Origin of the sequence: Micromonospora sp. ALFpr18c, assembly GCF_008868155.1 — a bacterium.
Taxonomy (GTDB): domain Bacteria; phylum Actinomycetota; class Actinomycetes; order Mycobacteriales; family Micromonosporaceae; genus Micromonospora.
This window is the reverse complement of record NZ_WBKR01000206.1, coordinates 1-11,110: the sequence shown is the minus strand read 5'-3', so window position 1 is coordinate 11,110 and position 11,110 is coordinate 1. Positions and strand designations below refer to the sequence as shown.

The 11,110-nt window shown below is 72.9% G+C and carries 11 protein-coding genes and 3 tRNA genes; 12 read left to right on the top strand and 2 right to left on the bottom strand.

Annotation, left to right across the window (positions count from 1 at the left end):
- The first annotated feature begins 425 nt into the window (after positions 1-425).
- The 8 genes from F8271_RS26480 to F8271_RS26445 all read left to right on the top strand — a co-directional run bounded on the left by F8271_RS26480 (position 426) and on the right by F8271_RS26445 (position 6,972).
- Positions 426-1,475, top strand: a complete 1,050-nt coding sequence (locus tag F8271_RS26480; protein ID WP_151492557.1) for a MoxR family ATPase — start codon at positions 426-428, stop codon at positions 1,473-1,475.
- 17 nt (positions 1,476-1,492) lie between these two features.
- Complete coding sequence (locus F8271_RS26475) at positions 1,493-2,485, top strand: DUF58 domain-containing protein (RefSeq protein WP_192580465.1); 993 nt, start codon at positions 1,493-1,495, stop codon at positions 2,483-2,485.
- Positions 2,482-3,441, top strand: coding sequence for a VWA domain-containing protein (locus F8271_RS26470; RefSeq protein ID WP_151492554.1), 960 nt, complete (start codon positions 2,482-2,484; stop codon positions 3,439-3,441). Before F8271_RS26475 ends, F8271_RS26470 begins: the two co-directional genes overlap by 4 nt.
- Before the next feature lie 38 nt (positions 3,442-3,479).
- Positions 3,480-4,340 carry a S1C family serine protease gene (locus F8271_RS26465; RefSeq protein ID WP_151492552.1) on the top strand — a complete coding sequence of 287 codons (861 nt, stop codon included), beginning with the start codon at positions 3,480-3,482 and terminating at the stop codon, positions 4,338-4,340.
- 99 nt (positions 4,341-4,439) lie between these two features.
- The gene (locus tag F8271_RS26460) at positions 4,440-4,736 is read left to right on the top strand and encodes a hypothetical protein (RefSeq protein WP_151492551.1); all 297 of its coding nucleotides are present in this window, start codon (positions 4,440-4,442) and stop codon (positions 4,734-4,736) included.
- Between the two features lie 34 nt (positions 4,737-4,770).
- A complete protein-coding gene (gene arfB, locus F8271_RS26455) occupies positions 4,771-5,196 on the top strand; it encodes an alternative ribosome rescue aminoacyl-tRNA hydrolase ArfB (protein ID WP_121654221.1) in 426 nt (141 codons plus the stop codon).
- A gap of 110 nt (positions 5,197-5,306) precedes the next feature.
- Positions 5,307-6,305, top strand: coding sequence for an aldo/keto reductase (locus F8271_RS26450; RefSeq protein WP_151492549.1), 999 nt, complete (start codon positions 5,307-5,309; stop codon positions 6,303-6,305).
- A 73-nt stretch (positions 6,306-6,378) separates the two neighbouring features.
- Complete coding sequence (locus F8271_RS26445; RefSeq protein ID WP_151492548.1) at positions 6,379-6,972, top strand: TetR family transcriptional regulator; 594 nt, start codon at positions 6,379-6,381, stop codon at positions 6,970-6,972.
- A gap of 48 nt (positions 6,973-7,020) precedes the next feature.
- On the opposite strand, the gene F8271_RS26440 is transcribed toward F8271_RS26445, so the two are convergent.
- Positions 7,021-7,899 (bottom strand): 3-methyladenine DNA glycosylase, encoded by an 879-nt coding sequence (locus F8271_RS26440; protein WP_151492547.1) that lies wholly within the window; start codon positions 7,897-7,899, stop codon positions 7,021-7,023.
- A 34-nt stretch (positions 7,900-7,933) separates the two neighbouring features.
- The gene (locus tag F8271_RS26435; protein ID WP_151492545.1) at positions 7,934-9,361 is read right to left on the bottom strand and encodes a hypothetical protein; all 1,428 of its coding nucleotides are present in this window, start codon (positions 9,359-9,361) and stop codon (positions 7,934-7,936) included.
- Between the two features lie 173 nt (positions 9,362-9,534).
- Between F8271_RS26435 and F8271_RS26430 the strand changes: the two genes are divergently transcribed.
- The 4 genes from F8271_RS26430 to F8271_RS26415 all read left to right on the top strand — a co-directional run bounded on the left by F8271_RS26430 (position 9,535) and on the right by F8271_RS26415 (position 10,950).
- Positions 9,535-10,338 carry a fumarylacetoacetate hydrolase family protein gene (locus tag F8271_RS26430; protein WP_151492543.1) on the top strand — a complete coding sequence of 268 codons (804 nt, stop codon included), beginning with the start codon at positions 9,535-9,537 and terminating at the stop codon, positions 10,336-10,338.
- Between the two features lie 108 nt (positions 10,339-10,446).
- Positions 10,447-10,518, top strand: a tRNA-Gln gene (locus F8271_RS26425).
- Between the two features lie 134 nt (positions 10,519-10,652).
- Positions 10,653-10,725 (top strand) — tRNA-Glu (locus F8271_RS26420).
- A 152-nt stretch (positions 10,726-10,877) separates the two neighbouring features.
- Positions 10,878-10,950 (top strand) — tRNA-Glu (locus F8271_RS26415).
- Positions 10,951-11,110 lie beyond the last annotated feature (160 nt).

Genomic DNA, 11,110 nt, shown 5'->3' with positions numbered 1-11,110 from the left:
TCATCAACCGGACACAACCCGTCGATAACGTCACGAATCCGCAGCCGAGAACCGAACGCCGCGACCAACGGCAACGACCCCAACGCCTTCTCCACCGACGGCAACCCGAACCGCGCACGCTGTCTCACAGCCCGGCACGCTGCCATCAGCCACCCTCACCACCAACCCGCCGCGCCGAAACCCGCCCACGATCACCCACGTGCGGAATGCAGGGCTAGCGCCTGGTCGGCCCGTCGGGTCGTCGACCGACTCGTGCCTGGTTGGCCCGCCGGTCCTTGACCGACTCGTGTCCGTCGTGTCCCTGCTGACCGGCTCGTGCCGGTCATCCCCCGTCCGGGCGGTGCATCCCCGTCCGGCCCGCAACGGACCCGTCCGGCGCTCACAATCCGACGTTTGCCGGCCCCCCGCCACGGGAAGCAAGCACCGTGACGGACATCTCGGACACCCTGGCCAGCATGCCCAGCCCGGTCGATCAGGAACCGACCGGCGTCGAGCTGGAACAGACCCTCTTCGAGGTCAAACGCGTGATCGTCGGGCAGGATCGGCTCGTCGAACGCCTGCTCACCGCACTGGTCGCCAATGGGCACTGCCTCCTGGAGGGGGTGCCCGGCGTGGCCAAGACGCTCGCCGCGCAGACCCTGGCCACCGTGGTCGGCGGCACCTTCGCCCGGATCCAGTTCACGCCGGACCTGGTGCCCTCGGACATCGTCGGCACCCGGATCTACCGGGCCTCGAAGGAGACCTTCGACATCGAGCTGGGCCCGATCATGGCCAACCTGGTACTGGCCGACGAGATCAACCGTGCCCCGGCCAAGGTCCAGTCGGCGTTGCTGGAGGCCATGGCCGAGCGGCAGGTCTCGATCGGCGGGCGCAGCTGGCCGGTCCCGGCGCCGTTCCTGGTGCTGGCCACCCAGAACCCGATCGAATCCGAGGGGGTCTACCAACTCCCCGAGGCGCAACGCGACCGGTTCCTCATGAAGGTGGTGGTCGACTACCCCAGTGACGCCGACGAGCTGGCGATCCTCTACCGGATGAGCACCGACCGGCCGACCCCGCGCCGAGTGCTCGACGCGCAACGGCTGCTCGACCTGCAGGCCCGAGCGGAACGGATCTTCGTCCACCACGCCCTGGCCGAGTACGTGGTCCGGCTCATCCTCGCCACGCGTGACCCGGGCCGGTTCGGACTGGCGGAGATCGCGCCGATGCTCGCGTACGGTGCCAGCCCGCGGGCCACCCTCGGCCTGGTCGCGGCCGCCCGGGCCCAGGCGCTGTTGCGCGGGCGGGAGTACGTGCTGCCCGAGGACATCCGCGAACTGGCCGTCGACGTGCTCGCCCACCGGCTGGTGCTCTCCTTCGACGCGGTGGCCGACGGAGTGTCGGCCGAGAGCGTGGTCCGGCGACTCGTCGAGGCGGTGCCACCGCCCCGGCTGGCGAACGGACACCCGCAGCAGACCCCCGACCTGGCGACGGCATGAGACGCGCGAGTGTCGGCGTGCCGGCCGACCCCGGACTGGTCGAGCTGGCACCGGATCAGCGGCTGCGTCGCCTGGAGTTGACCGTCACCCGCCGGCTGAACGGCCTCCTGCACGGCCAGTACCGCGGCCTGCTGCCCGGCCCGGGCAGCGAACCGGCCGGCAGCCGGGAGTACCGGCCCGGCGAGGACGAGGTTCGCCGGATGGACTGGGCGGTGACCGCCCGGACCGCGGTGCCGCACGTCCGGCAGGTCGACGCCGACCGGGAACTGACCACCTGGCTGCTGGTCGACGCCAGCGCCAGCATGGAGTTCGGCACCGCCGAGCTGGACAAGCGCGAACTGGCCGTGGCCGCGGTCGCGGCGATCGGTTTCCTGACGGCCGGTGTCGGCAACCGCCTCGGCGCGCAGGTGTTGAGCGCCGACGGGGTACGCCGATTTCCGGCGCGCAGCGGACGTACCCATCTGCTGGGCCTGCTGCGCGCGTTGCTGGCGGCCCCGCGTGCCACCGCGCCCGCCGACCGGTCGGGGCGCGGGCGGTCGGCGCAGCCGGAACTGGTGGACGGGCTCGACGCGCTGCACCGGACCGCCAACCGGCGGGGGCTGGTCGTGGTGGTCTCCGATTTCCTCGACGGTCTGCCCGACGACCCGGGCCAGCCGCCTCCGTGGGAGCGGACCCTGCGCCGGCTCGCCGTGCGGCACCAGGTGCTGGCGATCGAGGTGACCGACCCGCGCGAGTTGGAGCTGCCGGACGTCGGCATCATCACGCTGGTCGACCCGGAGACCGGCCGGCACCGCGAGGTGTGCACATCGGACCGTGGGCTGCGGGAACGGTACGCGGAGGCGGCCGTCGCCCAACGCGACCAGGTGCACCAGGCGCTGCGTCGCAGCGGGGCCGGCCACCTGGCGTTGCGCACCGACCGGGACTGGAGCGCGGACATCGTCCGGCACGTGCACGCCCAGCGCCGGATGGCCGCCGCGCCCGCCGGGGCGGCCCGGGGAGGTGCCGCGTGATCTGGCAGTCGCCGCTGCGTCTCTGGCTGCTCCTCGGGGTTCTCGCCCTGGTCGTCGCGTACCTGGTCGTGCAGCGGCGACGCGGCCGCTACGCGGTCCGCTTCACCAACCTGCGGCTGCTGGACCGGGTGGCGCCGCAGCGACCGGCCTGGCGCCGGCACGTCCCGGCCGGCCTGTTCCTGGCCATGCTGGCCCTTCTCGTGGTCGGCTTCGCCCGGCCCACCGCCGAGGTCCGGGTGCCCCGGGAACGTGCCACCGTGATGGTGGCCGTCGACGTGTCCACCTCCATGCTCGCCACCGACGTGGATCCGGACCGGCTGGCCGCGGCCAAGCAGGCGGCCCGCCGCTTCGTCGAGGGGCTGCCCGACGAGTTCAACGTGGGCCTTGTCGCGTTCGCCGGCAGCGCCGCGGTCCTGGTGCCCCCGGGGACCGACCGGGACGCCCTGGACGAGGGGATCGACCGGCTCGCCGAAGGGGTCACCGGGGTGCAGGGCACCGCGATCGGCGAGGCCATCAACACCTCGCTGGGCGCAGTGAAGGGGTTGGACAGCCAGGCGGCGAAGGAGCCGCCGCCGGCCCGGATCATCCTGCTCTCCGACGGGGCCAACACGTCCGGGATGGACCCGATGGAGGCGGCCGCGGACGCGGTCGCGGCGAAGGTGCCGGTGCACGCGATCTCCTTCGGCACCCCGTCCGGGTTCGTGGACCGGGGCGGGCGGCCGATCCAGGTGCCGGTTGACGGGCAGACCCTCAGGGCGGTCGCCGACGAGACCGGCGGGATGTTCCACGAGGCCAGCACCACCGACGAACTGCGCGCCGTCTACGACGACATCGGCAGCTCGGTCGGCTACCGCACCGAACGGCAGGACGTGTCGGCACGGTTCATCGGCCTCGGACTGGTGTTCGCGATGGGTGCCGCCGCCGGCTCGATGCGGTGGTTCTCCCGACTGCCCTGACCGCCGCGCTCAACCGACGTCGACCGTGAGGAGTACGCATGGCAGTGCAGACCGGACTGGGCGAACCGCGCGGTCCCTGGTTCATCTCGCCGGAACTCGACCCGGACGGGCGCGGGTGGTGGGACGCGCCCGGGGCCGGTCGGGATCCGGGCGGGCGGCGACCGCGCCGACTCCTCGCCGCGCTGGCGGTGGTGGCGCTGTCCGCCGTGTCGGGTGCCGTGGCCGGTGGCGTGGTGGCCGGCCGGGACGGCGGCGCTGGCCCGGCCGCCGCATCCGCGGCACCGGTGCCGGCGGAACTGGTCACCGCCGCCGAGCGGACCGTGCCCGGCGTGGTGTCGGTGCTCGCCGGTGGTGGGAACGGCGCCTCCGCCACGGGTTCCGGGTTCGCCGTGGACGACCAGCAACACCTCATCACCAACGACCACATCCTGGCCAAGGGCGGTGGCGGGCCGGTGACGGTGGAGCTGCCCGACGGCCGCCGGTTCGCCGCCCAGGTCGTCGGCCGGGAACCGCGCAGCGACCTGGCGGTGCTGAAGGTGCCACCGTCGGCCGGGCTCAGCCCGCTGCCGCTGGCCAAGCCGGGCGCCACCCGCGTCGGTGAGCCGGTGCTGGCGGTGGGTTCGCCGCTCGGCCTGTCCGGGACGGTCACCGCCGGCATCGTCAGCGCGTTGGACCGCGAGGTGCGGCTGGGCAACAACCGGCACAGCGCCGTGCAGACCGACGCGTCCATCAACCCCGGCAACTCGGGCGGCCCGCTGGTGAACGCGCGCGGTGAGGTGGTCGGGGTGAACACCGCGATCGCCACGATCGACGGCAACGGCTCGATCGGCATCGGTTTCGCCATTCCCATCGAGCAGGTGCAGCAGACCGCCGACACGATCATCGGCAAGGGCGGCTGAGCTGCCCGGACGCCCGATGGGGCGGGCGCGACTGTCGGATATCCGGCCCGGCGGTATCGGGCCATGGAAATATTACGCTCGGTGTGAATACTGGCGGAGGTGGAGAGTCCCCTTCTTGCGGTCCTCCTGCTGGTGGGCCTGGTCATCGGATGTGCGGTGGGGTCGGCGTACGCCCGGGCGCGACGCGGGTGGGCCGATTACCAGACGGTGAAGAAGACGGTGCCCACGGCACGCCGTGGCGCCTGGTTGCTGATCCGTGGCGTCGCCGTGAAGGCGGCGGTGATCGGGCTGCTGCTCTTCGGTGCTGTGGCGTACGCCGCGGTGGGCGCCGACGACGAGACCGCCGGCCCGGCACCCAGCCCGTCGACGACGCAGAGTGAGTCTGCGCACCGCTGACCTCCTGCGGGTCGTGGGGCGTTAGCCTCGGGGCGTGGACGACGGACTGCGGGTGACCGACCGGTGGGTCGTCCCCGCCGGCGAGCTGCGGGAGCGTTTCTCCCGCTCGTCCGGGCCGGGTGGGCAGGGTGTGAACACCGCCGACTCCCGGGTCGAGCTGAGCTACGACCTCGCCAACTCTCCGGCCGTGCCGGAGTCGGTCCGGTCACGGGCGCTGGCCCGACTGGCGAACCGTCTGGTGGACGGTGTGTTGACGATCGCTGCCAGCGAGCACCGGGCGCAGCTGGCCAACCGGGAGGCGGCCCGGGAGCGGATGGCCGCGCTGTTGCGGGAGGCCGCCGCGCCGCCACCGCCGCCTCGTCGGGCCACCCGCCCGTCGCGGGGCGCGAAGGAGCGCCGGCTGGCCGAGAAGAAGCGCCAGTCCCAGCGCAAGCGCGACCGTCGCGTCGACGGCGAGTAGCTCAATCCGTGCTCGGGCGGGGAGATCGCCATCTCACCGATGACAGAATCTGGAATCTGTCAGCCGAAGGATGTACGGTGAGTGGGTCACCCCAGGTGAGAGGAAGACCCATGGACATCCGCACCCACGGCACGACCGGTCCCGCCGTCTCCGCGCTCGGGCTCGGCCTGATGGGCATGTCCGACCTCTACGGTGCCGCCGACGAGGCCGAGAGCATCGCCACCATCCACGCCGCCCTGGACGCCGGCATCACCCTGCTGGACACCGGCGACTTCTACGGCATGGGCCACAACGAGCTGCTGCTGCGCGACGCGCTCCGCGGCCGGGACCGGGACCGGGCCCTGATCAGCGTCAAGTTCGGCGCGCTGCGCGACGTCGACGGCGGGTGGAACGGCAACGACGTCCGACCCGTCGCGATCAAGAACTTCCTGGCGTACACCCTGCGTCGGCTCGGCACCGACCACGTCGACATCTACCGCCCCGCCCGCATCACCCCGGACGTCCCGGTGGAGGAGGTGGTGGGCACCCTGGCCGAGCTGGTCAAGGCCGGTCACGTCCGGCACATCGGCCTGTCCGAGGTGAACGCGGAGACGCTGCGCCGGGCACACGCGGTGCACCCGATCAGCGACCTCCAGATCGAATACTCGCTGATCTCCCGCGACCCGGAGGCCGAGATCCTGCCGACGGCCCGTGAGCTGGGCGTCGGGATCACCGCGTACGGGGTGCTCTCCCGCGGCCTGATCAGCGGCCACTGGACGCCCGGTCGGCAGACCGCGGGCACCGACTTCCGCAGCCACCTGCCCCGGTTCGCCGGCGCGAACCTGGACCGCAACCTCGCCCTGGTGGACGCGCTGCGCGCCATCGCCGAGGCGCGCGGCGTCACCGTGGCACAGATCGCCATCGCCTGGGTGCTCTCCCGCGGCGCGACCATCGTGCCGCTGATCGGCGCCCGCACCCGGGAGCGGCTCACCGAGGCGCTGGGCGCCTCGACGGTCACCCTGACCGAGGCGGACCTGGCCGCCATCGAGGCCGCCGTCCCCGTCGGTGCGGCTGCCGGCACCCGATACGACGAGGCGCACATGGCGCACCTGGACAGCGAGCGCGCATGACCACCCGGCCGGGGCACGACCACCGGCCGGGGGTCGTGCCACGGCCGTCCCGGCGGTCAGGGAGGCTGGGCTCATGAGCGACGCCACCGCGCTGACCGCCGACCGCATCCTCGACACCGCCGAGGAGGTGCTGCGCCGGTACGGGCCGGCCAAGGCCACCGTCCTGGACGTCGCCCGCGCGTTGGGCGTCAGCCACGGCAGCGTCTACCGGCACTTCGCCAGCAAGGCCGCGCTCCGCGAGGCGGTGGCCGAACGCTGGCTGGCCCGGGTCTCCACACCGCTGATCGAGGTGGCCACCAGCCCCGACGCCGCCCCGCAGCGGCTGCGTCGGTGGCTGGCCGAGCTGAGCGGCACCAAACGGAGGATGGCCCGGGAGGACCCGGAGCTGTTCGACAACTTCCACCAGCTCGCCACGCTCTCCGAGGGTGCGGTCGCGAACCACCTGGAGGTGCTCGCCGGTCAGCTCAGCATGATCGTCGCGGACGGGGTGGCGGCCGGTGACTTCGCCGTGCCCGACGCGGCGGTGGCCGGGCGGGCGCTGTTGCAGGCCACCGCTCGCTTCCACCATCCGTCGCACCGCAGCGAGTGGAGCGAACCCGGCCTCGACGACGATCTGGAGGCCGTGGTCGCGCTGCTCCTCGACGGGTTGCGGTCCCGCACCGCCTAGGCGCCGGCCACCCGTCGCAGCCCGGACCGGAGCCCGATCGCGACGGCTCTACGCCGGCAGGAGTCGTTCGCACTCCGCGATCAGGCGCGCTCGCAGGGGTTTGGCGCGTTCCGCGAAGGACCGCTGGGCCTGGACGTACTCGTGCCTGCCGTCGACGGTCTCCACCCGGACCGGCGGGTAGCCGAGGCCGGACAGGTCGTACGGGCTGGCCCGCATGTCCAGCGTGCGGATGTCCCGGGCCAGCTCGAAGCAGTCCGCGACCAGCTCGGACGGCACCAGCGGGGACATCTTGTACGCCCACTTGTAGAGATCCATGTTGGCGTGCAGACAGCCCGGCTGCTCGTGCGCGTGCTGCGTCTCCCGGGTCGGGGTGAGCAGGTTCAACGGCCGGGCCGGCGGAGTGAAGAACCGGTACGCGTCGAAGTGGCTGCACCGCACGCCCCGCTCCTCGACGATCGCGGCGGTCCGCTCCGGGGTCAGTCGCAGCGGCCACGCGTTGTGTCGCAGCTCCTCGCGGGTCTGCCGGTAGACCATCGCCCACTCGTGCATCCCGAAGCAGCCGAAGTGCGGCGTCCGCCCGGCGGTGGCCGACAGCAGGCCGCGGATCCAGGCGATCGACTCACCGCGCCGCGCGCGTACCCCATCGGTGTCGACGGTGACCCCGGCGGCGGTGGCGCGGTAGTCCCGGCCGAACTCGGCCGGATCGGCATCGTGCAGCTCGACCCCCGCGCCCGGATGCCACCGGCGCAGCTGGGCCGGGCGGTGCGAATAGTAGGTGAACAGGAAGTCGGCCACCGGATGCCGCTCACCCCGCCGACGGCGGGCCAGGTGTGGGGTCAGCCACACGTCGACCCGCTGCTCGTGGGCCCGGCGGCGGGCCTGCCAGGCCGCCACGTCGAGCACGGCGGGGGAGAGGGCGGCGGTCACGGACCCCAGGGTACGACCGCTGCCCACCCGCCGGTCAGGGCATGTCCACCCGCACGCCGGCGGAGAACACCCCGCTGCGCAGCTCCAGCTGCCGGGGCGGGTCGCGCCCGTCGACGGTGAAGACCAGCGGCAGCACCACCCTGCTGCCGGCGGCCACCGGATCGGCGAAGACGTCCCGACCCAGGTTCGCCGACCGGGTGGCCGACTCGTCGGTGCTCACCCAGCGCCCGCCCGGCAGGTAGGCCCGTTGCAGCTGGCCGTGCCAGGGCTGCTGGGCACCGGTGATGTTGCGCACCCCCACGGTGGCCTGACAACGCTGACCGGACGCGGGAGCCGCACCGCCGCCGTCGGCCGACCGGGCCGTGCCGGGCGCGCCGCAGGACATCCGGTACACGGTGAACTCGAACGCCGACTCCCGCAGCGGCACCCCCATCGGCCCGGAGACACCCGTGCCCCGCCACGCGCCGCTGGTCGGCTGCTTCTGGGTGTCGATCGCCGCGACCCGCCGGGTCGCCGTCCAGCCCGCCGTGCCGACCACACCGGCCAGCACCGCCACGGCCGCACCGACCAGCAACCAGACCGGCGGGGTACGCCGACGCCTCGGCGGGGTCGGGGTGGCCGGGCGCGGGTAGATCGTCCCGCGTCCGCCGTCAGATCCCGCACCACCGGCCAGGGCTGCGGCGGTCAGCCTGCGCCGCCCGCGGCGCCACCGCCACAACCCGACCGCGCCGGCGGCGATCAGCAGCAGGACGGCCAGCCCGGCGAGCAGCACCGGATACCGCCGCCACGCCGGCGCCTCGGAGACCTCGGCCGGGGCCGCGGCGCCGTGCCAGGTGGCGGTGGCGCAGTCGTACGGGCGGCTGCCGTCGCTGGTGAACGCGCAGGCCGGCGCGGTGAGTGGTTGGCCGGGCGCGGTCGCGGCGAGCGCGGTGCCCAACGTCGTGCTGCTGTGCGCGGGCAGCCGCAACCGCCAGGTCACCTCGTTGGCGGAGCCGCCCCCGGTGGGCCGACCGCCGGCCGTGATCGCGGTGGCCGAGGCGCCGGGCGGCAGCTCCTGGCGGACGGTCGTGTCGATGGGTGAGTTACCCACGTTGCGGACGTGGATCCGGTATCTCGGCGCCGGACTGCTCTCCGGGGCGACCGCCACCGTGACCGGCTGCGGGAGCCTCGCCGCCGGCGTGGGCGAGGGCGGTGCCACCGCCGGCGGCGCCGAGGGTGGGGTGGGTTCCGCGCTCGCCCGTGCGGCCACCGCCACCGGTGACGCAGCGCCGGGGACCGGTGGCGTGGCCGCTGCCGGTGGTCGTGGCGTGGCCGCCGCCGGTCGTGGCGTGGCCGCCGGTGGTCGTGGTGCGGCTGCCGCCTCCTCCGGTGCCGCCGATGGCAGCGCCGGCAGTGCGGCGAGGATGCCGAGGCAGTGCACGAACACTGCGAGGGCTCTGTGGTGTCGTGTCGATGCAGGCATACGAACGAACCTCCGGAGCCGACGCTAGGGGCGCGTCACCTCCGTGCGGGTACGAAGTGCGGAAGTCGGCCCCGGTCGCCACCGCCTCGGGTAGGGTGCGCGCCCTGACGGGTTGCGCACACCCGGCGGCCCGTCCTGGCCGCTGAGCGGGTCGGCGGGGCTAGATTGGCCGGGTGCGTATCGCTCGTTTCGCTCATGCCAAGGGAATGTCGTTCGGTGCCGTCGAAGGCGAGCCGGAGGCCGGGCCGCAGGGCCTGACCATCGCCGAGATCGAGGGCCACCCGTTCGGCAATCTCTCCTTCAGCGGGGCCCGCTGGGCCCTCTCCGACGTCCGGCTGCTCTCGCCGATCCTGCCCAGCAAGGTGGTCTGCGTCGGTCGCAACTACGCCGACCACGCCGCCGAGCTCGGCAACGAGGTGCCCAAGGAGCCGTTGCTCTTCCTCAAGCCGTCCACCTCGGTGATCGGCCCCCGGGACGCCATCCGGCTGCCGATCTTCTCCAAGCAGGTCGAGCACGAGGCGGAGTTGGCGGTCGTGATCGGCGCGCCCGGCGCGCGCCGCGCCGACCGGGCCGCCGCCGAACGCGCCATCTTCGGCTACACCTGCGCCAACGACGTCACCGCTCGGGATCTCCAACGGTCCGACGGGCAGTGGACCCGGGCCAAGGGCTTCGACTCGTTCTGCCCGATCGGCCCGTGGATCACCACCGGGCTGGACGTCTCCGATCTGGAGATCCGCTGTGAGGTGGGTCGCAACCCGGAGGAGATGGAGGTACGCCAGCTCGGCCGGACGAAGGACATGGTCTTCGACGTGCCGGGTCTGGTGTCGTACATCTCGCACGTGATGACGCTGCTGCCCGGCGACGTGGTGCTCACCGGCACGCCGGCGGGGGTTAGCCCACTTGTTGAGGGGGATACGGTCACCGTGCGGATCGAGGGCATCGGGGAGCTCAGCAACCCGGTGGTCCCCGTCGCCTGATCCGTCGGATGCCCCTGTTTCCGCAGCTCAAGGGCGGTTCGGGGGGATCGGATTTGGCCTGTCGGCACCGGGAGGGTAAAGTTCACTCCCGGCGCCGCAAGGGGCCAATGGGGTATGGGGTAATTGGCAGCCCGACTGATTCTGGTTCAGTTAGTCTAGGTTCGAGTCCTGGTACCCCAGCGCAGCTGGAATTCGCGAGAATTCCGGACGCTGGATTCTGACGGAGTTCGACTCCGCCCCTCCGGGGGCGGAGAGTGGTCTCTGGTAGAGTGCAGCTCCTCCGCCCGCAAGGATGGGGGAGCAGAAGTGGTTCTGGCCCCGTCGTCTAGCGGCCCAGGACGCCGCCCTCTCAAGGCGGTAGCGCCGGTTCGAATCCGGTCGGGGCTACATCGTGCACGGCCCGTCTCACCTGGTGAGGCGGGCTGTTTCGTGTCCGGGATCCGGCCCCCTGTGCGGCCCGCACCCCGTGCAAAGCACCCGACGATGGTGCCGCTAGACTACAGCGGCACCGCTCGTGAGGGCGGTGAACAGGAAGTTCTGGCCCCGTCGTCTAGCGGCCCAGGACGCCGCCCTCTCAAGGCGGTAGCGCCGGTTCGAATCCGGTCGGGGCTACAAACCAAAGGCTCACCTCGCTCCGCGAGGTGAGCCTTTCCCGTCCCATCCCCCGCCGACCCTCGGTGATCATGAGGTTAGCGGGCGCGACACTCCGTCGCTCGTCACGCTAACCCCATGATCACCGAGGGCCAGGGTGGGTCGGGGTCAGGGTGGGCAG

Bases quoted from the DNA above. Each gene is read 5' to 3' on its own strand.
- F8271_RS26435 (WP_151492545.1), bottom strand. From the start codon at position 9,361: ATGCCTGCATCGACACGACACCACAGAGCCCTCGCAGTGTTCGTGCAC.
- F8271_RS26445 (WP_151492548.1), top strand. From the start codon at position 6,379: ATGAGCGACGCCACCGCGCTGACCGCCGACCGCATCCTCGACACCGCC.
- F8271_RS26465 (WP_151492552.1), top strand. From the start codon at position 3,480: ATGGCAGTGCAGACCGGACTGGGCGAACCGCGCGGTCCCTGGTTCATC.
- F8271_RS26450 (WP_151492549.1), top strand. From the start codon at position 5,307: ATGGACATCCGCACCCACGGCACGACCGGTCCCGCCGTCTCCGCGCTC.